Source organism: Mucilaginibacter inviolabilis, assembly GCF_011089895.1.
Classification (GTDB): domain Bacteria; phylum Bacteroidota; class Bacteroidia; order Sphingobacteriales; family Sphingobacteriaceae; genus Mucilaginibacter; species Mucilaginibacter inviolabilis.
In genome coordinates, this window is the sequence record NZ_JAANAT010000003.1 from 261,629 (window position 1) to 284,540 (window position 22,912).

General features: G+C 45.0%; 16 protein-coding genes and 1 tRNA gene. 13 read left to right on the plus strand and 4 right to left on the minus strand.

Annotated features, from left to right (window positions below; translation table 11 throughout):
* Positions 1-2: 2 nt before the first annotated feature.
* The gene (locus G7092_RS21200) at positions 3-1,388 is read right to left on the minus strand and encodes a mercuric reductase (RefSeq protein WP_166092225.1); all 1,386 of its coding nucleotides are present in this window, start codon (positions 1,386-1,388) and stop codon (positions 3-5) included.
* Between the two features lie 2 nt (positions 1,389-1,390).
* Positions 1,391-1,672 (minus strand): DUF427 domain-containing protein, encoded by a 282-nt coding sequence (locus G7092_RS21205; protein WP_166092227.1) that lies wholly within the window; start codon positions 1,670-1,672, stop codon positions 1,391-1,393.
* 194 nt (positions 1,673-1,866) lie between these two features.
* Between G7092_RS21205 and G7092_RS21210 the strand changes: the two genes are divergently transcribed.
* Positions 1,867-1,938 (plus strand) — tRNA-Glu (locus G7092_RS21210).
* A 286-nt stretch (positions 1,939-2,224) separates the two neighbouring features.
* Here G7092_RS21210 and nadC read toward each other — a convergent pair.
* Entirely contained in the window at positions 2,225-3,064 is an 840-nt protein-coding gene (gene nadC, locus G7092_RS21215) for a carboxylating nicotinate-nucleotide diphosphorylase (protein ID WP_202985376.1), read from the minus strand.
* A 464-nt stretch (positions 3,065-3,528) separates the two neighbouring features.
* On the opposite strand from nadC, the gene G7092_RS31005 reads away from it, so the two are divergent.
* The 12 genes from G7092_RS31005 (at position 3,529) to G7092_RS21275 (ending at position 21,377) form a co-directional block, all read left to right on the plus strand.
* Positions 3,529-3,747 (plus strand): ORF6N domain-containing protein, encoded by a 219-nt coding sequence (locus G7092_RS31005; RefSeq protein WP_166092230.1) that lies wholly within the window; start codon positions 3,529-3,531, stop codon positions 3,745-3,747.
* Between the two features lie 327 nt (positions 3,748-4,074).
* Complete coding sequence (locus tag G7092_RS21225) at positions 4,075-5,382, plus strand: SWIM zinc finger family protein (RefSeq protein ID WP_166092233.1); 1,308 nt, start codon at positions 4,075-4,077, stop codon at positions 5,380-5,382.
* The gene (locus G7092_RS21230) at positions 5,382-6,863 is read left to right on the plus strand and encodes a DUF5691 domain-containing protein (protein WP_166092235.1); all 1,482 of its coding nucleotides are present in this window, start codon (positions 5,382-5,384) and stop codon (positions 6,861-6,863) included. Before G7092_RS21225 ends, G7092_RS21230 begins: the two co-directional genes overlap by 1 nt.
* A gap of 10 nt (positions 6,864-6,873) precedes the next feature.
* Positions 6,874-7,950, plus strand: coding sequence for an ATP-binding protein (locus tag G7092_RS21235; RefSeq protein WP_166092237.1), 1,077 nt, complete (start codon positions 6,874-6,876; stop codon positions 7,948-7,950).
* A 17-nt stretch (positions 7,951-7,967) separates the two neighbouring features.
* A complete protein-coding gene (locus G7092_RS21240; protein ID WP_166092239.1) occupies positions 7,968-10,235 on the plus strand; it encodes a DUF5682 family protein in 2,268 nt (755 codons plus the stop codon).
* On the plus strand, positions 10,225-11,367 hold the full coding sequence (locus G7092_RS21245; RefSeq protein ID WP_202985377.1) for a VWA domain-containing protein: 1,143 nt from the start codon (positions 10,225-10,227) through the stop codon (positions 11,365-11,367). The genes G7092_RS21240 and G7092_RS21245 overlap by 11 nt, the downstream gene beginning before the upstream one ends.
* 118 nt (positions 11,368-11,485) lie before the next feature.
* On the plus strand, positions 11,486-13,384 hold the full coding sequence (locus tag G7092_RS21250) for a putative phage tail protein (RefSeq protein WP_166092241.1): 1,899 nt from the start codon (positions 11,486-11,488) through the stop codon (positions 13,382-13,384).
* Between the two features lie 437 nt (positions 13,385-13,821).
* Positions 13,822-14,454 carry a conflict system bpX4 domain-containing protein gene (locus G7092_RS21255; RefSeq protein WP_166092245.1) on the plus strand — a complete coding sequence of 211 codons (633 nt, stop codon included), beginning with the start codon at positions 13,822-13,824 and terminating at the stop codon, positions 14,452-14,454.
* A complete protein-coding gene (locus G7092_RS21260; RefSeq protein ID WP_166092247.1) occupies positions 14,447-15,598 on the plus strand; it encodes an AAA family ATPase in 1,152 nt (383 codons plus the stop codon). Before G7092_RS21255 ends, G7092_RS21260 begins: the two co-directional genes overlap by 8 nt.
* Entirely contained in the window at positions 15,598-16,290 is a 693-nt protein-coding gene (locus G7092_RS21265) for a hypothetical protein (RefSeq protein WP_166092249.1), read from the plus strand. Before G7092_RS21260 ends, G7092_RS21265 begins: the two co-directional genes overlap by 1 nt.
* Complete coding sequence (locus tag G7092_RS21270; RefSeq protein ID WP_166092251.1) at positions 16,283-18,649, plus strand: hypothetical protein; 2,367 nt, start codon at positions 16,283-16,285, stop codon at positions 18,647-18,649. The genes G7092_RS21265 and G7092_RS21270 overlap by 8 nt, the downstream gene beginning before the upstream one ends.
* A gap of 1 nt (position 18,650) precedes the next feature.
* Entirely contained in the window at positions 18,651-21,377 is a 2,727-nt protein-coding gene (locus tag G7092_RS21275) for a bpX3 domain-containing protein (RefSeq protein ID WP_166092253.1), read from the plus strand.
* A gap of 193 nt (positions 21,378-21,570) precedes the next feature.
* Here the strand turns inward: G7092_RS21275 and G7092_RS21280 are convergent, their stop codons facing one another.
* Positions 21,571-22,791, minus strand: a complete 1,221-nt coding sequence (locus G7092_RS21280) for a glycosyltransferase WbsX family protein (RefSeq protein WP_166092255.1) — start codon at positions 22,789-22,791, stop codon at positions 21,571-21,573.
* Positions 22,792-22,912: the final 121 nt, after the last annotated feature.

Genomic DNA, 22,912 nt, shown 5'->3' on the forward strand with positions numbered 1-22,912 from the left:
GGCTAATCCTCCAGGGTCATAAACAGGTTATTTAATGATTCGGAATACAGGGGATGAGCAAACACGCAATAACGTATCCTGTCATAGGTTATGCCGCCCTCCATCGCCATTTGCAATACAGTCATGATCTCGCCGCCTTCGGGGCCTAAAACAGTGGCGCCTAATATTTTTTTTGTTTTGGGGTCAACAATAGCTTTCATAAAGCCACGTGTATCGCCGGTTTCTATAGCACGGGCTACGTGAGCCATGGGTAGTTTGGCTACTTTGTAATTCAATCCCTGTTTTTTAGCCTCGGTTTCATCTATCCCTACCCTGCCCAGTTGCGGGTCGGTAAACATGCAGTAAGGCACCGGACGATCGTTTATATTTAGATTTTGTTTCTCGATCAGATTGCGGTAAACAATGGTGTAATCGTTATAGGAGATATGTGTAAAAGCCGGACCTCCCTTTGCATCACCAAGAGCATAGATGCCTGGTGTGGAGGTTTCCAGCTTGCTATTTACATTAATATTTCCTTTTTCATCCGTAGTTACTCCTGTTTTAGGTAAATTAAGCGCTTCTGTTTGAGGGGTACGACCAACTGCAACTAGCACATGAGTGCATTTGATCTTTTTTTCTTCACCATTTACAGATATAGTGGCAGTTATTTTGCCTCCTTTTTTCTGCTTGAATCCGGTAGCCTGCGCTTGATTATAGATAGTAATGGACTCTGCTTCCAGTATTTTTTGCATTTCGGCAGAGATGTCTTCGTCTTCGCGCGATACAATCCTGGCTGATCTTTCCAGTATAGTAACCTTGCCCCCAAACCGGCGGAACATTTGGCCAAATTCCAGACCGATATAATTACCGCCTAATATCAATAAATGCTCAGGAACGTAATCCAGATCAAGTATAGTTGTTGATGTCAGGTAATCAATATCATGTAGGCCTTCTATTGCAGGTATAAAAGGTTTGGCTCCCGGATTAAGAAATATAAGATCGGCTTGCAGGGTTTGTTTTTTACCACTATTTAAGTTTACCGAAATGGTTTTATGATCAGTGAAAGTAGCTTCGCCAAATAGTACATCCAAATTTGGGGTCTCTTCTGCAGCGTGCAAGCCCCCGTTGCGCGAACGAAGTACGATTTCGTCTTTGCGTTTTTTTATTTGGGGCATATTAACCGAAAACTTTTTTACCAATACGCCAAGCTCTGCGCTTTTGCCTGCCATATATGCCGCTTTTGCCGATGCCACCATGGTTTTTGTAGGTGTACAGCCATCATTTACGCAGGTGCCCCCATAAAACCGTTTTTCAATAATGGCGGTTTTTTTGCCTGCGTTAGCCAGTTTTTTGGCCAACGGGCCGCCCGCCTGTCCGGCGCCGATGATAATGGCATCGTATTTTTTCATGTTTATTCGGCTACTTTAACGCCCTTCCAAAAGGCCACATAATTGGCAATATGACTGGCAGCCTCTTTGGGTTGTGGATAATACCAGGCGGCATCCTGATTTTTTTTACCATCAACATTCAAGGTATAATAAGATGCCAGCCCTTTCCATGGGCAGGTGGTATGGGTATCCGTATTTTCAAGATATTCGTTTTTGACACTTTCTTTAGGGAAATAGTGATTGTTTTCGACCACGATAGTATCATTGCTTTCGGCTATGATCTGATCGTTCCAGATTGCTTTCATAAAGTATGTTTTATTTATTTATAAAGATAGCTTTAACATGCCAAAGATTTACAAGGATAAAAGAACGATTTTGTTTGAAACCTCTTTAAAACAGGCTGTATTTATAGCTAAAATATTTTTTTTAAATTTTATTTTTAATTTATCAGTAAAGCTATATCTTTGCAATCCCAAAACAAGGGAAAATAAATAAAAATGGCCCGTTCGTCTAGGGGTTAGGACGTTAGATTTTCATTCTAGAAACAGGGGTTCGATTCCCCTACGGGCTACGAAGCCGCTCTGCAAAAGTAGAGCGGCTTTTGTGTTTCTAACCGCTTTTGCAAACAGTGGTGGAGACTGAAGTCTCCAGACATAGTGGAGTGGTCCGTAGTTTGGAAACTACAGAAAGCGGGAATGAGATATTTAACTGGTTACGTTATTCGTGGTGTTCACCAATTAAAAAGAACTGAAAACCGCACAGGAAGTGGGGAAACTAAATAAGCTCACTTCCCGTACGAACTAAGAATAGAAATTTTAAATAGAAATGTTCATCTTATGGTTTGTGGTGTTTCTTCGTCATGCCAGTTGTGCTTTTAAACTCAGGTCCATGCTCACCGCTTGATTGGTGATAGCGCCGCACGATACATAATCGACACCTGTGCGTGCATAAGATATGATATTATCGAGGGTGATGCCGCCCGATGCTTCGGTCTCGTACCTGCCGCCTATCATTTCAATAGCCTCTTCCAGTAGTTCCGGCGAGTAGTTATCGAGCATGATGCGATATACGTTACCTGTTTCCAGCACACGGCGTACATCATCTAGGTTGCGGGTCTCTACTTCTATTTTCAGGTCGAGGTTGTTGGCCGCCAGGTACTCGTTGGTTTTCTGTATGGCCAGCTCAATACCCCCACAAAAATCTATGTGATTATCCTTGAGCATGATCATGTCGTACAGCCCCATACGAAGATTGTACCCGCCGCCTATGCGTACGGCCTGCTTCTCAAATTCGCGGAACAGCGGGGTGGTTTTCCTGGTATCGAGTATTCTGGTTTTATAATCTTTTATTTTATCAACATATCTGTTGGTGAGGGTTGCAATGCCGCTCATCCGCTGCATGCAGTTGAGCACCAGTCGCTCGGCTTTCAGTATGGTATGCACACTGGCCTCAACGGTAAACGCTGTTTCGCCATTGCTTACCGGATCTCCGTCTTTTTTATAAAGAGTAAATTTGGCATCTCCTTCCAGATGATGAAAGATATCCTGCGTCACCTGCATGCCAGCCAATATGCCGTTTTCCTTTATTTTAAGTACTGCTTTACCTTTTGCGCCCGCTGGTATGGAGGCCAATGTAGAGTAATCTCCGCTGCCCACATCTTCCAGCAATGCCGCGGCAATGAATTCCTGTGTTGTCAATTGGTTTTGTATTTAAGAACGTAAAATTAGGTAAATACTGGCTTATCTGCCATAGTTAAGTATGGCTATTCTACAAAAACTGACAGTCACAGAGACTTCTGAACAACTGATTAAACGCTATTTGAGCGATCCATATTCATCGCCCATAGTCGAATCAGCAGTAAATTACGCTCAAACGTGTTGCTATTAGGCGGCTTTTCGGCTACTTAAGGGAACATACATAATTGTGTGTTTCCTTTTGTGTGTACCCAGCCTTTTGATTATCATGAAAATTCGATTAAGTCCCAAAAGGGTGTTCGATATTTTAATGAAGATTTTCCTGAATTTTTTCTTTCGAAAAAAAGTGCATATGAGGTTATTTAATCCACGTTTTCGGTGTTCGCGTGGTGAAATGAAGCCGTCTGCCTTGTTCTAATTACTAATCATTAAAACTATTTATTGTCTGTTCGTAAAGAACTTCGGTAGTGATAAAAAACTTACATACTTTATTCGATAATGAAATCATCATCGATAAAATCTATCATATCCGCGGACATAAAACAATGCTGGCGAACAATTTGACGAAATTATACCACATGGAAACAAGTGTTTTAAATCAATCAGTAAATAGAAACCTAAAATGGTTTCTACCCGACTTCATATTTCAGCTTTCGGAAAGTGAATATTCATCTTTGACATCATAATTTGTAATGTAAAAGGAAGGGCGCAGAGCGAAAGGGTTTTGCTTAGACCAGGCGAGGTCGTAGGGCATTTCGTGGTTGAAATTGATTGGTTCTTCCATGATACGATTTACAGGATTTGCTATTTTTATTTATAAACCAACAAGCTTATAGAGACGTCAGTCCGGATCCCGAAGTGGTATTCTAATGAGCTGTAGTCGATTGCAGTTTGGCAATTTCACAAATAATTTTCAACATTGTTTTAATAAACAATTCCAACCAGATATTTAAATTTTATCCTATTTTTAGCGCTAAACGAAGTGCTCCTTTTTCACAATAAATTAAACCGTTTTGCAGCTAACAGAAGACCAGATATACGCACTAGCGCCTGATGAGGCTTCAAAAAAATCCGGGCGCGATTTGGCCGCAGCTGCCAAGTGGGTTACCAAAGGAATGAACCGACTGGCACTTTGGGGTGAGTGCCAGGGAAGTGGCAGCAAACCCTATCAAACCCAGGTTGACCTCACGGTTATCGCTTTCAAATGTTCTTGCCCAAGTCGTAAATTCCCGTGTAAACACGGTCTCGGTCTGTTACTTTTATGTGCACGCCAGCCGGAATTATTTACTGATCAAGATATGCCTGCCTGGGTGAACGACTGGATCAGCAAGCGATCTGATAGAGAAGAGAAAAAAGCCGAAAAAACAGAAAAAACCATTGACGAAGCCGCTCAGGCCAAACGTCAGCAATCGCGAGAGCAAAGAGTAGGCGCGGGTATCAGTGAGTTATTGATCTGGATAAAAGATATTGTTCGTAATGGTATTTTGACCATCCCCGAAAAAGACGGAAATTACTGGGATAACATGGCCCGCCGCATGATTGATGCGCAAGCTTCCGGGCTGGCGGCGATGGTCAAAAATCTTGGGGTAACTAATTTTTGGAACGAAGGTTGGCAAAGTGGCTTTATGGATAAACTACTACACTTATACCTGGTGGCAGAAAGTTATCAGCATTTGCACAATATTAACCCATTATTACAGCAGGATGTACGTTCGGCCATTGGTTTTACTTTTAACCAGGATGAACTTAAAAAACAAACCGGGGTTACCGGTACCTGGCTGGTGATAGGCAAAGAAGCCCGCGATGAACAGCAGATCATTGTAGAGCAAAACTGGCTTTATAATTTAAGCGGCAACCAATACGCGCTTGTTTTACAATTTATTGCACGCGGGCAGGTTGGCCAGTTGTCACTAAGCGCAGGCATGTATCTTGATGCCGAGCTGGTCTATTTCCCATCAGTAGTGCCTTATCGGGCTATCATAAAAAATCATATCATTACAAAAGGTGCTTCTACGCTTGATATGAAAACCTTTGCAGACTGGAGCCAAGTAGCAGAGCAGGAAACAGAGTTAAACAGCAGGTTACCCTTCAGAAACGCAATGCCATTGGTCGTAACGGCTTTAAAACCGATACAATATCAAAAACAATGGTGGCTGCAGGACCAGGAAGGTTGTTTATGCCGCATCGCTTCAGACTTTAAAAATATATGGCAACTTATGGCCCTGAGTGGTGGGCAGCCCCTAACCATGACCATCATCGGTAAAGAAAACGAGTACCGCCCATTGGGCGTTTGGCATCAAAACAATTATAAAACCATCTGATGAAAGCCTGGGACTACGTTATTAATACCGCTATGCTGGGTACAGATAAACCCATGCCTGGTAACCCTGATCTGCCGGATGGGGTATCTGAAATTGTTCAAATGGTTGATGCTATTGAGCTGTTGGATAAAGAGTCAAAGTTCTTACAAAAAGCCTCCGTAATTTATAATTACCGTCAATGCGGGTTTAAACCGTTTCAACAAAAAGATCTGCCTGCAACTATTGCTCCGGAGGAAACCACTCCGTATTGTATTGAAGCAGCGGCAAATGTTTTAATTGATATCCTCCATGAGGATAATACATCTCTTCTGGAATTATGGATGAGTCATTGTAGCATGAGCGGCCGTTTGATGTTGCCGGAGGTTTTACCCATAGTTTTAGATAAGGCAGAAAAGGATGCTTCATTAAAATCATTAGCCATTGCTTGCAGTGGTAACCGTGGATTATGGTTAAGCCAGCTAAACCCGGCCTGGGATTATTTCAACTCGCTTCCGGATGAAGAAATTTGGAAAAACGGAAAGCCTGCGGAAAGGATCGAGCTACTTAAAAAGATCCGGCAACGAAAACCCGAACAGGCAAGGGAATGGATACAGCAAACCTGGGAGTGGGAAACAGCGGCCAATAAGGTCGAGTTGCTCAGAACATTAAGAGTAAACCGGACACCTGCTGATCTGCCCTGGCTGGAAAGCCTGCTCATTGAAAAAGGTCAGAAGGTTAAGGATGAGGCACTGGCACTGCTTAAAATGATACCCGGGTCATCTATTGTTGATCAATACGAAGAGCTGCTAAAACAATCAGTCATCCTGAAAAAGGAAAAAGCTTTATTAGGGATGATGAATAAGGTTTCTATTCAGCAAAAATTGCCAGCTACGGTAGACGAAGGCATTTTTAAATCTGGGATAGAAAAATTAGCCGGGCAAAAAAGTTCAACTTCTGACGAAGGCTTTATCATCTATCAGTTAATTGCAGCTGTCCCCCCCTCCTTTTGGGAAAAGCAATTTGATGCAAGCCCCGGAGAAGTAGTATCCTATTTTGAAAAGCACGCCTTATCACAGATGGGCGCTTTGGTTAAAGCTGTAACCAACTTTAATGCCGATAACTGGATTCCGTATTTATTAAATTACCCCGAGCTTCATGTTGATTTTATCAACAAATTACCAGTGCAACAACGGGATAATTATATACTCCGCTTTTTTACCAATGACGCACAAAACACCATGAATGCCGCCTTAACCTGCAGGGAAGAGTGGAGCATGGAATTAACCAAAGCCATCATGGGATACATGGCTGATCGTCCTTATGAATATAATCGCGTATTTTTTAGTAAAAACATAAAACTTATACCGGCAGGTATTATGAGGCAGCTTGAAAGATTTGAGCCAAAAGATCCCCGCCTGCAAAATACCTGGGAAAAAAGCAGAGATCATTTAACTAAATTACTGAGCTTAAAATATCAAACGCTTAAAGCTTTTAACGCATAAATACCTTAACATGTCACAGCTATTACGTCAACATGCAGAGCAATTATTTGCACAGGAACTGGAAGAACTTAAAAAACAGGATAATGACAAGTGTCCGGCAAACTGGGTGCTTTCACCACAATCAGTAGTTACCTATCTAGTAGGAGGTAAACTCAAAAACGGATTTGAGGTATCGCCCAAGTATATTGGTAGTCGCCGCCTGATGGAGATTGCAGTGGCAACCCTCACAACAGATCGTGCCTTATTATTGTATGGTTTACCTGGTACTGCAAAAAGCTGGGTAAGCGAGCATTTGGCCGCCGGTATAAGTGGCGATTCAACCCTTATTATACAGGGTACGGCGGGTACCAGTGAGGAATCGGTACGTTATGGCTGGAATTATGCCCGCCTGATAGCAGAAGGGCCTTCGGCGGGTGCGCTGGTAGAAACCCCGGTAATGCGGGCCATGAAAGATGGAAAGATCGTGCGTCTGGAAGAATTAACCCGCATTGGTGCCGATGTGCAGGATACGCTGATTACCATCCTGTCCGAAAAAACCTTGCCTGTTCCTGAACTGAATATAGAGGTGCAGGCCATTAAAGGGTTCAACGTAATAGCCACCGCCAACAACCGCGATAAAGGCGTAAATGAATTGTCAAGCGCGCTCAAGCGTCGGTTCAATACCGTAATATTGCCTTTGCCTGATTCGATTGATGAAGAAATAGATATTGTGCGTCGCCGGGTGGAGAGTTTTGAAAAAGTGATGGAGCTCCCGGCTGAGCCACCTGCATTACAGGAGATCCGTAGAATTGTGACCATTTTCAGGGAATTGCGGAGCGGCGTAACCCTTGATGGCAAAACCAAGATCAAAGTACCTACTGGTACACTAAGTACAGCCGAAGCCATTTCGGTTGTAAACAGTGGTTTATCCATGGCGGCTTATTTTGGTGATGGCCAGCTAAAGGCAGCTGACCTGGCTGCAAGCATCATTGGGTCGGTAATTAAAGATCCTGTACAGGATAAGTTGGTTTGGCAGGAATACCTGGAAACCGTGGTGAAAACCCGTAATGATTGGAGCGACATTTACCGTGCCTGCCGCGATTTATAATACAAAGCAGATCAGCAATGGCAATTAATATATTAGGCATAAGGCACCATGGGCCCGGATCAGCCAGAAATGTCAAAGCTTTTCTGGAATCGGTTAAGCCGGATATCGTACTGGTTGAAGGTCCGCCCGAAGCTGATGCGATGCTGCAATGGGTTGGCCATGAAGATTTAAAACCGCCGGTTGCTTTACTTTGTTACCAGCCTGACGATCCGCAACGGTCGGTATTTTATCCCTTTGCCGAATTTTCACCCGAATGGCAGGCTATATTGTATGCCCGTAAGCAAAATATCCATGCGCGTTTTATGGATCTGCCGGCGGGTAACCAAATGCTGATAGAGAAAGAACCTCATGAGAAGCAGGAGCAGGACACGGAAGCGGATCCCGATCATATCAACCTTGAAGCACAATCTTATGAACAGCTCCATAAAAACCCGATCAGCTATTTATCAGATGCTGCCGGTTTTACGGATGATGAAAAATGGTGGGAACATACTTTTGAGTACCGTTTAAATAACGACGAGGTATTTGACGCCGTAGCTGAAGCTATGCAGGCTCTGCGCGAAAATCTTCCTCCAAAAGATAAAAAACTTGAACAGCTACGCGAGGCCTATATGCGCCGCTCTATCCGGCAGGCCGAAAAGGAGATGTTCCATACCATCGCAGTTATCTGCGGGGCATGGCATGTACCCGCGTTACAAAAACAATCATCGCCAAAAGAGGATAATGAACTGTTAAAAGGCTTAGCTAAGGTAAAAACAGAATGCACCTGGATCCCCTGGACATTTAACCGTTTAAGTTTTCGTAGTGGTTATGGTGCCGGTATCAATTCACCGGGATGGTATGATCATATTTGGCAGCATCCACATGATGATGGTACTTTATGGATGGCCCATATTGCTCAACTGTTCCGCAAGCAGCAGATGGATACCTCGGTTGCGCATATTATCGAAGCGGTACGGCTGGCGGGTTCCTTGGCTTCCTTGCGCGGCTTGCCAAAGGCTGGTTTGGAAGAACTCAATGAGGCAACGCTGAGCGTGTTGTGCAATGGCGAAAATATTTTATTGCAACTGGTGCATAATGAACTTATTATAGGTCACCAGATAGGTGAAGTACCTCCGGAGATACCCAAGCCGCCCTTGCAATTGGATATTGAAAAACTACAAAAGAAATTAAGACTGCCCGCCACTGCCGATTTTAAAGATTACACGCTTGATCTGCGTAAAGATACCGACCTGGAGCGGAGCGTGTTTTTGCACAGGCTTAGCTTGTTGGGTATTGAATGGGGCCGACAGCAATATGTAGCGGGTAAAGGAACTTTTAAAGAGCAATGGCGCCTGCAATGGGACCCGGGTTACTCTGTTGAAATCATTGAGCGTGGTAATTTAGGCAATATCGTGGTAGAAGCAGCCGCCAACAGCATATTGAATCGGGCCAATGAGACAACCGATCTGAAAGTAATCAGTAATTTGCTCGAAAAAAGCATTCCGGCTGAATTGCCTGAAGCTATACAGGTGTTGATACTCCGGTTAAATAACTTGGCAGCCGCCTCGGCAGATGTGATCGAATTAATGGAGATAGTACCGGGGCTAATTACCGTGGCTCGTTATGGTAATGTACGCAAAACCGATGCAACGGTGGTATTAAGCATTATACGCAGCATCATTACTCGTATCTGTATCAGTTTGCCCAATGCCTGTGTTGCTATTGATGATGATGCCTCCCAAAAATTGCTTGACCTATTTTATAAACTGAACGATGGTATTAACCTGCTGCAGGAACCTGAAAACGGCTTGGGTTGGCAGCAAACCTTACAGGTGATTGCCAGTAATAAAAATGCATCCCCGGTAATTGCGGGCTATAGTACGCGATTGCTTAATGATGGTAAATTACTAAGCGGCGATCAGCTTATACAATATTTTGGTTACGCTATGTCTGCCGCGAACGCGCCTATTGTTTCGGCAACCTGGCTGGAGGGTTTTTTGAAGGGCAGCGGAACTGTATTGCTTTTGGATCAGGATTTGTGGCAGGTAATTGACAATTGGGTTTCAACCTTAAGCGAAGATGTTTTTATGCAGGTACTGCCATTATTGCGACGAACATTTTCAAACTTCACCGGCCCGGAACGACGAAAACTCGGAGAAAAAGTACGTACGGGTGGGACTGCCGGACACCAGCACGCCACCACAATTACAAATTTTGATACCAACCGGGCCATACAAGGCTTACCGGTAATCATAGAATTATTAGGTTTAACTACGCATCAGACAGAATCAAATGGAAATTGAATCACAGCATCTGCGCAAATGGCGGTTGATCCTGGGCGGACATAAGCAGGAAGGAACACAGTTTGATCTGGATGAAGCCGATCTGAAAGTTGACCGTACGCTTGAGGCTTTATATGATAGTGATAAGAGCGGGGGGCTGGGAGCATCGTCGCCTAATGTGAGCCGGTGGCTGGGCGATATCCGCACTTTTTTTCCATCGAGCGTAGTGCAGGTGATGCAGCAGGACGCGCTGAAAAGACTTAACTTAACCCAGATGCTCTTTGAAAAAGAGATGCTGGAAAATATTGAGCCCGATGTGCATCTGGTAGCCACTTTAATGACGCTGAGCCGGGTGATCCCCGACAAAACCAAAAATACGGCCAGGCAAGTAGTACGTAAAGTGGTTGACGAGCTGATCAAAAAACTGGCCGAGCCAACCCGTCAGGCCATTACCGGCAGCCTGAACAGGAGTATCAGGAACACACGGCCGCGCCATAACGAAATTAATTGGGGTGCTACTATACTAAAGAACCTGAAGCATTACCAGCCCGAATACCAAACGGTTATTCCCGAGAATAGGGTAGGTTATGGCCGCAAGCGGTCTTCCTTAAAAGATGTAATCCTGTGCCTGGATCAAAGCGGCTCCATGGGTTCATCTGTAGTTTACTCCGGTATATTTGGCAGTGTGATGGCCTCTATACCTGCCATCAAAACAAAAATGGTGGTTTTTGATACCGCGGTTGCGGATTTGACAGAAGAATTAACAGATCCGGTTGAACTGCTCTTTGGCGTGCAGCTTGGCGGAGGTACCGATATCAACGCAGCCCTAACTTATTGCCAACAAATAGTGACCAAGCCTAATGATACGGTGTTGGTGCTGATTACCGATCTGTACGAAGGCGGCAACGCTGATGAAATGCGCCGCCGTGCTGTTGAACTGGTTACCGCGGGCGTTCAGTTAGTAGTGCTTTTGGCATTGAATGACGGTGGCGCTCCTTCTTATGACCACCGTAACGCACAATTCCTGGCAGACCTGGGAGTTCCGGTTTTTGCCTGCACGCCAGACAAATTTCCCGACTTGATGGCTGCTGCATTGACTAAGCAGGATGTAGCTTTATGGGCTGCTAAAGAGGATTTGATTATAAAAAAATAAGATGCAGCTATTATATAAGGCTTGAAACAGACCGAGATAATAATTTCAAAACAAAGTCTTTAAATCGAAATAATAATCCCAACCGCTATCAAATTTTTCTTTAAAATACATTTATCTTATGGCAACAGTTTCAAATTTTCAGGCTTTAGCCACATTCAGTTACACTACCGGAAACGAATTCGTCTACATTCAAGGACATGATGTTATCGGGGACGGGGGGCAGGGGTTCTTTTACTGGGACAATACAACCGGGGCCAACAATGGAGGAACCATGATCCCGGGGCCTTCGGGCTGTTGGAAAAGAGTTTACGATGGATTTTTAAATGCCAAATGGTTTGGCGCAAAAGGTGACGGTATAACAGATGACAGGGTGGCTTTGACAAATGCCATCAATGCAGCTGTAGTGCTTGGCAGGACACTTTTCATACCGAAAGGGACTTATTACGTTCCAACTGTACAACCTGGGCAAACCACTAGCCTCATTGTTACCGGAAATAATTTGCTTAACGGGCTGGAGATAACCGGGGAGCCTGGTACCAAAATCACTTCTGATTTTACCGGTCAAGGCACGCCAGATACCGGGTACACGCTGATCAGATTTGTTGCAGGTTTCAAAGGCTTGAAGATATGTAATATCGCGTTTGAAAGCACACATGGTATAACTCAGACGTTTACTAACGGTCTTACTATTATGCCGGGGAAAGGTATCCAAAATAGTAACATGCAGATCATCAATTGCAGCTTTACCGGGTTTAGTACGGCGATACTTGTCAACGGAACAAATCAGCTGCTGATCAGCAAATGCAGTTTTTACTCGCCCAGGGGGCATGATGATGCGCGCCACGATAATACCGTTTATCCGGCAGTTTATATCAATTTCACCTCAAACGAAAATGGCATTAACATCAATCCTACGGTGACCGGGTGTTATGCGGATGGATACAGCGCAACAACACCTGTTGCCCCACCTATTGCCCTGGACGGCTTTATCATCGGAGACCCAAGTGGTATTACAGTCGCTTCAAATACCATCAGAAACTTTTCACAGGAATCGATATTTATCACTCCAAATCTTTATTGCGACGCACTGAATCCACAAACCTACCCGACGATCATCAGGGACAATGTCATTCAGTATGACCTCAGTATTGATTTTGGCCGGTACGGGATCAGGTGTGATGCTGTCAATGCCGATATCAGCAACAACGTCATCATCAACACGATTTACGGAATCTTTTGTTACGGCACCCTTTATTCAAAAACTTGTGTCGTAAATACCGTTCCTAGTAATTTTCCAGTGAAATTCACAAACTGGCGGATTGCCAATAACAATATCAGCCTGGCACAAAAGGGAATTCCCCCGGATAGCAAGGGGCAGAATTTTCTTGCGCAGAGAGCGATATATGTCCAGGGGAACACCTCCAATAGTTTAAAAGCGAGCAATATAGATATATCGGGCAATCATATTACTTTAAGCAATGTTGCTATAAGCCAAAGTATAAACCTGATCACATTAGCGGACATTGAATATTCAGTGGTAAACCGGAATAATATCCATATCACAGGAACGACAGGACTTGATGCCACACATACCTTAAATATCTACGCTTTGCTAAATAACAATGATAATATTGTGCTCTCTACAGGCGACATTGTCGGTACTTACAGCAGCCTGTATACCGGAACAGGTGTGAATTCCAATATGATCTATTTGGATCATTTTCCAGTCAAAGAAAATATATTGTTTAAGAGCGCAGCCTACAACGTCCTTTCCGCAGATTTCGCCTCTGGTAAACAGGCAGCGCTGCTCATTTACGTGGACGCTACAGTCGCGGGTTTTGCGATTACCCTGCCAATCGCTCCTGATTTTGCGGGTTTCAGGGTGACCGTCGTCAAGGTTAACGTTGGCAATATGGTCACGGTAAATAATATAACCGGGCCCAATACGCTGACGGCGCAAGGGCAAAGCCTCACATTTGCGTACAATACGACAACAAGCACCTGGTGGCCCGATTGATGTCCTGGTCGGCGTCCTGCGAAATTTTCTTTCGCGCTAACCATCGTTTGTAAAATCAGATTCTCGAAGGAAATCCGGATAGGCGCTGAATATAGTTTTTGGTAAAAGGGAGTTTCGCTATTTTGAATATAAGATAAATATCAGGAAACGGGATTTATCTTATATTCCTGGATAAACGCTTTTGAGCCGCTTGCCTTATCTGAAAAGAAATTGAACCAAGTGTTCTTTACCCCAATTGTTTTTTAATCAGGAATAGTTTATACAAAACTTATGATAAAGGGTTTATTCATGCTAAAAATTCATCCTGCTTGAATGACGATGATTTAATAGGCTTAATGAATTAAGTGTACTAAAAAAAACTATAGTATCGAGAGGACTGCAATTAGGTATTGCTTGTTGTTTGCTAAAGCCAAAATTATTCGTTTATTTTAAGCATCATGCAGCTCAGCAAATTTTTAAACAATCTGTTCAGTGATGGCAAGGTCAGGGTATCTCGAACCATTTGTGATTTTGATGCCTCCGACTTAGAGGTTTCAACTCAGCTGCTCGCTGAATTTGATCGAAGTGAGCGCCTGGAAATGCCGGCCGGATTACCTGATCTGAACGAGGAAACAGCGCTTTGGGCGGCTCAATACCTGTACCGCTCTATCCAGTTCGTCTTGTTGAGGGAACTAGACGCGAACAGCATGGACACCAATTTGCGACGATATACGGGTGTAGCCGATGCCTCGGCGATCTGGTCCGCCGATCTGCTCTTCCGTCACCTCGGGCCATTATTAAAATTTAGCAGCAGGATTTCGCCGGACGATCCACTGGTGCATAATCTAAAAGAAACAGCGGCCGCCTGGCCTTTGTCCTCTGTAGGGCTGAATATCCGAACCAATGTAGATACGCGGCCTATCTTAAATAGCCCTGCTTTGAAAACCATTTATCTTGACCGTATTATCGCACACCGGGATCTAATACGCCTCGGTGATGCAGAGCTAACCGTGCTGAGAGAAACAATGGGCCTGTACCAGGAGCAATTCTGGCCAGGGCTTGAACTCAATGAATTAACTAAACATGACTAAGAATACTACCCAAGAATTTGTGACTGTCGACAAACTCCAGGCCGTTTTACGGCACCTGAAAGAGTTATTTGTCGGCAAGGACGAGATCATCGATCTGATGGGCATTTGTCTGGCGGGCAGAGAGAATCTGTTCCTGTTAGGCCCTCCAGGTACCGCAAAGAGCGCGACCGTAAGGGAACTCTCCAAGTTGCTCGACGGTAAGACTTTCGAGTACCTGCTAACACGGTTTACCGAGCCCAATGAATTGTTCGGCCCCTTTGACATTCGCAAATTGCGGGATGGGGAGCTCGTGACCAACACGGAAGGGATGCTGCCGGAGGCTTCGCTGATCTTCCTGGACGAATTACTGAACGCCAATAGTGCGATCTTGAATAGTTTGCTCATGGTCCTTAACGAAAAGATCTTTCGCCGGGGTAGGGAAACCCGGCAATTACCAGCTCTGATGGTGATTGGCGCAAGTAATCATTTACCTGAGGACGAGGCACTGCAGGCCTTATTCGATCGCTTTTTGATTCGGGTTCGATGCGATAACGTCGACCCGCAACAACTCAACGCTTTACTTGACGCTGGGTGGATACTCGAACAAAAGACCGCAGGAGATAAACCAGGTATCGCCACTGAAGATATTAGGCAATTACAGGAGCAAACCTCCTTGATCGATCTGAGCGGTATCCGCAAAGATTATATTGAGCTCATCCAAAAACTACGTAATGCGGGCCTTGCCGTATCCGACCGACGGGCAGTTAAACTACAAAGGCTGATTGCTGCCAGCGCGCTGATCTGTAAACGGGAAAAAGCAATTGCTTCAGACTTGTGGGTCTTGCGCCATATCTGGGATACGGAAGAGCAGCGCGAGATCATCAGTAATATCGTTAGTGCAGTGGTGGACATGAGCGTTAAAGAGGAAGCAAGTCATCCCAGGGCCTCCCTCAACTCTGTACCTAACCCGGATGAGATATATAACGAGGTGGAGCAACTCAGCCAGCAATGGCTGGAAGAAATTTCTATGGCTGAACGGTCTGTCATTAAGGACAGGCTCGCTCACTTGAACAGCCGCTGTGGCTGGATCGGCAACGAAGAGCAACGCAATTATGTTCAAAAGCCCATTGACGAGCTTTGGAAAAAGATCATGCACACCGCCTAATGGAAAAAATCCTGGTACTGGAAAGCAAATACAGGCACACGTTGGGTAACCTACGCGGCATCCCCGACTTAAAAGCGGCTGCTGACGGGGAGCTGATTTGGCTGCGTGGTATCGGTATGAACACGGATAAACATATCGCGTCCTTGCCCGTTTTGCATCGTTATACTGCCGATTCCCAGGAGCGATTATTTCCTGATCAGCATAAAACGCCAACCGGTAAGCTCTCTAAGTTAGATTGGCAACCGATCAAAGCCTTCGTCCCGATCGAGTTACCGGTTTCGGCTATGCCGGGAAAATTGTTCCTGCCCATGACCATCCGTTTGTCCCGTTCAGCAGCAGTGCAGGAAGTTTTTGCCTTGCTCACTGACCTTGATAGCTGGAAAACCTATGCAGAAATTGCGACCCGTACTCGATTGCAACCATTGCGTTTCGCCGTTTCAGCAAAGGGTGACGTGTTAGTCATTGGACACCCTTTACCGCAATTACCGGGACAAACTTTTTGGGCCAGAGAGCAAATGCTATTACCCGCAGGTTACGACTTGTGCCCTCCGAGCCTGGCCCATCTCGTCGAGGTACCAAAAGAAACGATGATGTTGTTTGATCCTGATGGCAGCTGGCAGAGCATCCCGATTACTCATTTTCAACCAGCACAACGCAGCGCGGTGCGCCTAACAGAAATCGGCCATGACTGAGCAGGAAATCCAAACCATCCGTTATTTCCAGGGGGTGAACGGCTACTTCTGGAAATGGGCCGAAGAAGGAAATGTCCTGGAGTTTGCCAACGGGCGCACAATCTGTTACAGGGAAGACCTTGTCTTTATTTTAGATTCCCTTGAAATATCCGGCAAGATTGGCATCGGCACCGTGTTGTTGCTGCTTTGCGCCTGCAAGGATAATTACGATACGTTATTCGAGCTTACAGGACACCTGCATAAACTAGCTTATCTTCCAGGATATAAGCCAGTTGAACATGCAATAGCCAAGGAATTAACAGAGCGGACACAGGACCTGATGAAGCTGATCAATGACCTGCCTTTTGAATACCGGTCAGGAATCAAACGCGTTGCCTTATGCCAGGCAGTGCTGGAAAATTCAAAGCAACAGCCAGGTAAACCGCTCAAGAACCTCCTGAAAACATTCCGTAACGGATCGCTGGATGAGCTTATTTTTAATCGCACCATTGATTTCGGGTTTACGATATTGCAAACCGATTTGATACCGCTGGCTCTTGCACTGGGACAGTTTAAAGATACGGCAGCGCTGGAAATGAAATTGCGGACCGGAATCGCCAAAATCCCTATAAAAGCAGATATTCCCTTACCTGCCCCTGTTCCTGACGAATTGATGGCGGTTTTAGCCGCCGACCTGAAGACGGCCGGACTGGCCCGGTTGGCGCACCAAATTAGCGCGGCATTAAATATCCCAATGCACCTGAGCGGCAGCAGCGAACAGTCGATTGGCGGCGTTTCCGATATTAGCAACAGGGGGCATTTTGATAAATTATTACTAAGCGAACTGGCGCAGGACGACTTGTTGCTCACCGCGCGACTTGCCAATAACGAAGCCTTGTTCCTGCAACGTGAAGAAATGCCTGACCAGGCTAACCAGGAATGGCATATTTTGCTGGATACCACCCTCAAAATGTGGGGCATGCCCAGGGTGTTTGGTCTTGCGGCAGCTTTGGCCTTTAGTGAAGGTCGGAAGCGAGATCCTTTGGATGCATGGGCTTTGGGTGGTAAGGGTTCCTTCCCGATGGAACTGCATACCAAAGAAGGTATTTTAACAACGTTAGAACAATTGGACCCATCGCTTAACTGTGGGGCGCAGCTTAAGAAACTAGTATCAGATATCGCTACAGCGAGGGCAAAATATGTCCTCATCACCGGGCCTCATTACCGCGAGGATCCCGTTTTTATGGAGGCTTTTACCCACGTCAAGGAACAATTGGACTATCTGGTAGAGGTGAGCCGGGACGGGCATATCACACTTTACGAGACTCGGGGAAAACGTTACAAATTAGCGGCCAGCGCCCTGATAGATCTCGAGGAAACTCTCTTTAACCGGAAACGTCCAGGAATGCGGAAGAACAACTTGTCCGGCTTACCGGTGATGTTATCTGAGACGGATTTCCCTTTGTTATTTCCTGCTTCCAAGATCAAGCTAAATCATAATAATACCTTTAAACTGAATACCGGACAAATGGCCATTATTACGCAGGACCGGCGGGTATTGTGCTGGGCAGAAAAAGAATATGGTGCCAGGGAGCTCGTCGATCAGCTTGATGTGGGGGACTGCTACTGGGGGCAGGTCAAAGCATATCTCTTTATCCTGATCAGAAACTTGCCGGGAGCTTACCTCAGGATCTACCAGGTGGATATGGAAAACCACAACTTGATGATCCATGAATTAAATAATATCAAAGCCGAAGAAGTGAAATTCGATAACGGTCTGTTCCATATCGCACGTGTTTCCGACGTTGTCTCGGTAGATCCGTTGACTGGGCAAACCATGCCGACAGCTATGGATTGGAAATTGTTCAAAGCCTTACCTATCCTTCCTCATTTTCATGTGCTTAACCAGATCAAGAAATTGATCAATAATGGATACAGTGTAATCAATTCCGCTAAAAACATTTATGTAAACACGTCGGGCAGGCTATATATTGACCAGCGTGAGATCCGCCTCGACCAACATGGGCGAACGATCAGCCTGAAAGATAACAGTCTGAATTCGCTTGAGGTCATCAAGCCTGTCAAACAGGAAAATATTGAAGTCGCGCATTTACCTTATATCAAGTTCACTAAATTTAGCTGGGCAGACGGTAGCGAGGCGGTATTGGATTCCAGGGGATTAGTACATTTGAAAAGCTCAGATACGCGTATCCCCGAGAGTAGTATCATCCTGGTGATCGAAAAAACGACCGCTTGCTGGAGTGCTGATGGTAAGATCGCTGGCTCGTCTTATTTTACCGGCAATCGGCAAAAGAACGTCATGCTGGCCGCGGATTTTTATGATGCCTATATCGAACCTTTTATCCGAAAATTGAAATAAGATGCAGGTCACACTCCGTTATAATGAATATGGCAAACACCCCCTGGCCGGTGCATTCCTAGCCGGTGCATTGCCTGCAGAATGGTTCCGTGAACTGGATAGCTGGAAGGTTGATCTGCGCAGCTTGACCTGCTTTGTCATGCCGGGAAGTATTGATGACGATAGCGGATCGGGCCTGTTCGTGATCTTTGGCGCACATCAACCACCGGAAGCTTTGGTGCGTTATCCCTACGGGCAGATAGCAGATAAGCTCTACGTACCCATACAGGCAGACCTGTGGCCCGTGGTTAGTGAAGATGAGCTTAAAGGCCTGCTCTTATGGGATATTCAGGTCTTTCATCCAAGTATCGGGCTGGTAGGTTTTGAAATCAAAGACCAGGTGGAACTTGGTTCTTTTGTGTATTTGCCTGCACCCCGACCGTCAGACTGGAGTTTCGCGCACCCGGGACTGGCGCCGGCCCCCACCCTGCAACAGATCGGGCTCGAGATTGAAGACGAACCGGAAAATGTGATGGAGTCCATCAAAGAAGACGTGGGGAGTAAGCCACTTCAAGAGATCCCTTCCGCAGATCCAGACAAAATTGGCGTACAGAAATATAGTAAACAGGCAACGAACTGGCTGGTTCAATTGGGGCTTTATATACTGCTCCTGCTAGCTCTGGTCGGCAAAGCCATCTTTGTGCCGTTTTCCTGGTTCTTCTCGGGAGCTTCTGTTCGTTCTAGCTCGTCCGGCGGGCTGCTGCAACAGCTGGAGCAATGGGTTGGTCAAAAACTTGCCGATATTGAAAAACAAAGGGATACCGAACTCAAGCGATTAATGGATCTTTTCGATAAGGACAGTGATGAGGCTCTGCAATACGCGATTCCGCTCAGTAGCCCGTACCTGAACCGGGGAGGCGCTCCGCAATCGGGGAAACTGACCAGACGCCAGACGCAATTTAATATCCGCAACCTGGGTGGCGGCCGTAGCGTAGACGGCTGGGATCTAAGTAATTATAACGCCCAATTAAGGGTTCGCTATATCAAAACCGCTAATGAAGCCGTTGAGCAGAGGAATTTTAAACGGGCGGCTTATATTCACGCGCATTTGTTGAGTGATTTTTATGCAGCGGCTAATGTCCTGCAACAAGGGAAAATGTACCGGGAAGCTGCCGCGCTGTACCGCGACCACGTCAAGAACGAGCGTTTGGCTGCCGAATGCCTGGAAAAAGGCGGATTGCTCGAAGAGGCTATTCCGATTTATATCCAGCTCAACAACCACGAGAAAGCAGGTGACCTTTACCGGATGATCGGCCGGGAGGAAAAAGCGGAAGCCTGTTACCGGGAAAAAGTGGTCGAGCTCAAGCAGGCTAAGGATTATCAGAAAGCGGCGACTCTGACCCTGGATAAATTGCTGCAAAAGGAAGATGCTGAAGCTTTATTATTGGAAGGCTGGGCGGATACCGGGCAGCCTGAAGCTTGTTTAAGCGCCTACCTGGAGCTTCGCTTTGATACCGGGAATAAGGAGCTGGCGCACGAGGTGAAACAAGTATATGCACATCACGTACCCCGACTAAAAAGGACGTCCTTCCTAACCGTATTAGCGGATATGAACCGACGTTACCCGGAGCGGCAATTGAGTGAGGCCTCGTTGGGTATCGCCTATGAAATCATACACCAACAGGTCGAATCAGGTGATACCAGTGGCTTGAAGTTGATGGGAAGCTTTTTACCCGGAGACCGGTTACTGAATGCGGATACCAATCGGTTTATCCAGCATCGCTTGCAATTACCCCCGGTCTATACCAAACCGGATTATATCCAGCTGCGGAACAATACCAAATGGTACGCTATCATTACGTATCATGATCAGCTCATGGCAATCGGGCAGCAGCATGGAGACCTGCATTTTTTCAGGGGCAACTGGGAAGGAAAACAAACCTACCAATACCTGTTCCAAGTGAGATATAATGCGCCGCCTTTGGCGTTACTGACTGATCCGGGCTTATCTGACCAGGTCCTGATTGTAGGTGAAAAGATCAGTATGCATACGAACCAGCAGCTGGGGGCTTATTCTTATTTTGAGCGGGAAGCGGTGCTGCAAACACTCGATTTTTTGCCAGACTGTGCACTTGCCTGTTGTCTCAACGGAGAAAATGACGTAAGTATATTGCATTTCACGATCCATGGTTTGCAGCTTAGCCATTTCCATAGCACGGGTGCCTTATTGCGCACGATCGATATCGGCATCGTTGATGATCGGGTTAATCCAGGTCAAAATGGCTTTGACCCGTCAGCGATGGTTTGGCGCAAAGGGCATTTTTATTATGCTAAAGGCGAGACCCTATTACGGATCAATGCTGAAGGACAAGTTGAAGTATTGAGTATAGACGCCCAAATCCTGAAGTTGGCAGTTACCGGACCGCATACAGCGCTAAAGATCGCGCTGTTGACTACAGCTGGTTCGGTATTGATAACGCCAACCTTGAAAGGGATGGGTGAAGCCTCTCGTTTCTTTGCGCAGGATATAGAGGGGCAGGATATCCGGTTAATGACCGATAATCGTTTGGTCATTGCAGGGGGAAAACGCGCTAATGTATATGATATCAGTAAAGAGAGCCCTACGTCAGAAGGTCTGATCGACACTGAAAACACAATCATCGCAATTGTGGCAATACCCAAGAGGTATCATTGCGCCTTCCTGGAATCCGACGGACGAGTTTCGGTATACCAACTTGAACATGTTTAAATTTAACCCAAAACGATCATCGTCTTCTTGTATTTAGCGTTCATCGGACCTAATAAATAAAGGGGTTGTTTAATAGGGAAAATAAGTTTGGGATCTTTTTAGGGGCTACAAAGCCGCTTTAAAAAAAGTAGAGCGGCGTTTTTTATTATAAAATTCCTGAAAAAGCTGTGAAGTTTTTACTCTTAGTACTATTTTACTTTTGCTTGTTCATAAATACTTGTTTAATAGCTTCCAGATATCCAAATTTATTTAAAGTATCAGGTTCTAAATAACTACCCTCGGTCCATTCATTCCATGAGTTAATAGTCAGGATTTTAGTTTTGGCGAGGTGATTATCCATAAAATCTTTCGCTTCTATTAACGCATTTTTAAAAGCCCCTGATGTGTTGCCAATAATAATTGGTGTATACGGATATCCGAAGTTTCCCCATGAATTTTCCTGGTTAGTGCGTGGAGATGAATCCCAACCCATCGATACATTGGGATAATAAGGCACATTAAATTTTTCACAGGCATTTAAAGCATATTTAAAATATACATTTTTTACAGAATCATACGCATTGGTCGGAAAGTTATTAAGTACAACGTGATGGATCCATACGTAGTCTGTTACCGAATTGAATCCCAGATTTTTAATTAAAATTTCCGGAGAGGTAATTGTTTTCTCGCCGGGAAGTATCGTATTACCCCACACAACGGCATTAATATTTAAATCTTTAAAACCTGCCTTTTTTGTTTTAGCGCGAAAATCAGCAATAGCTTTCGCCGCTGCCTCTTGACTCCCAAAGCTACCAAGGAAATTTCCAAGATCATAAATCGAAAAATAGGGGCATCCATCTATTTTCCAATAAGACGGATGTTTAAAATATTTTGTAATGATATAGTCTGTCATTTTATCCCAGGTTTCGGGCGTGATTTTACCTGGATACATCAATTTTTGAGGTTTCCCATGCGTAGATGGGTGAAGATCGAGCCAATCGTGGTTGGCCCACATTAAACTAAATCTCATCAGACTATTATTCTTAGCCTTCATAAATCCGTTTTCTAACCCCCTTTGCAAAAAGGGGCCATCATTGTAATAGTACCAGTCAAAAATGAATGCATTAATTCCATGTGTTGAGGCTGCCTTTATTTTTTGAGCCATATCTACTGGATTGGCTTCATCGGTGTATCCCCATAAAGGAACTTTGGGTTGATGATGTCCTTCAAAACGTGGCTTTGCTTTTTTAACAAGCTCCCATTCTGTCCAGTTCTTTCCGCGGTATACTTCATTCCGCTTATCAACATGATAGTCCGGGAAATAATAAACAGCTATCTGGTATTTCTCATTTGATGATTTTTTTTGCTGAGCATATACGCACGTAGACACGCACAACAATAAAAACATAGCTGATACAATATTTTTCCTGCTCATAAGATTTACTTTTTATAAAGCTGCTGGCGTTATAGATTAGTTAAAAAAACAGCGGACAACTGGTTTGTTAAAAGAGTAAGTTAACAACAACTTTGTACCCAACTGTCATGTACTGTCGTAC

What these genes read in the sequence shown, in the direction of transcription:
- G7092_RS21200 (WP_166092225.1), bottom strand. Translation starts at nt 1,388, where the DNA reads ATGAAAAAATACGATGCCATTATCATCGGCGCCGGACAGGCGGGCGGC.
- G7092_RS21205 (WP_166092227.1), bottom strand. Translation starts at nt 1,672, where the DNA reads ATGAAAGCAATCTGGAACGATCAGATCATAGCCGAAAGCAATGATACT.
- G7092_RS21230 (WP_166092235.1), top strand. Translation starts at nt 5,382, where the DNA reads ATGAAAGCCTGGGACTACGTTATTAATACCGCTATGCTGGGTACAGAT.
- G7092_RS21235 (WP_166092237.1), top strand. Translation starts at nt 6,874, where the DNA reads ATGTCACAGCTATTACGTCAACATGCAGAGCAATTATTTGCACAGGAA.
- G7092_RS21240 (WP_166092239.1), top strand. Translation starts at nt 7,968, where the DNA reads ATGGCAATTAATATATTAGGCATAAGGCACCATGGGCCCGGATCAGCC.
- G7092_RS21245 (WP_202985377.1), top strand. Translation starts at nt 10,225, where the DNA reads ATGGAAATTGAATCACAGCATCTGCGCAAATGGCGGTTGATCCTGGGC.
- G7092_RS21250 (WP_166092241.1), top strand. Translation starts at nt 11,486, where the DNA reads ATGGCAACAGTTTCAAATTTTCAGGCTTTAGCCACATTCAGTTACACT.
- G7092_RS21255 (WP_166092245.1), top strand. Translation starts at nt 13,822, where the DNA reads ATGCAGCTCAGCAAATTTTTAAACAATCTGTTCAGTGATGGCAAGGTC.
- G7092_RS21260 (WP_166092247.1), top strand. Translation starts at nt 14,447, where the DNA reads ATGACTAAGAATACTACCCAAGAATTTGTGACTGTCGACAAACTCCAG.
- G7092_RS21265 (WP_166092249.1), top strand. Translation starts at nt 15,598, where the DNA reads ATGGAAAAAATCCTGGTACTGGAAAGCAAATACAGGCACACGTTGGGT.
- G7092_RS21270 (WP_166092251.1), top strand. Translation starts at nt 16,283, where the DNA reads ATGACTGAGCAGGAAATCCAAACCATCCGTTATTTCCAGGGGGTGAAC.
- G7092_RS21275 (WP_166092253.1), top strand. Translation starts at nt 18,651, where the DNA reads ATGCAGGTCACACTCCGTTATAATGAATATGGCAAACACCCCCTGGCC.
- G7092_RS21280 (WP_166092255.1), bottom strand. Translation starts at nt 22,791, where the DNA reads ATGAGCAGGAAAAATATTGTATCAGCTATGTTTTTATTGTTGTGCGTG.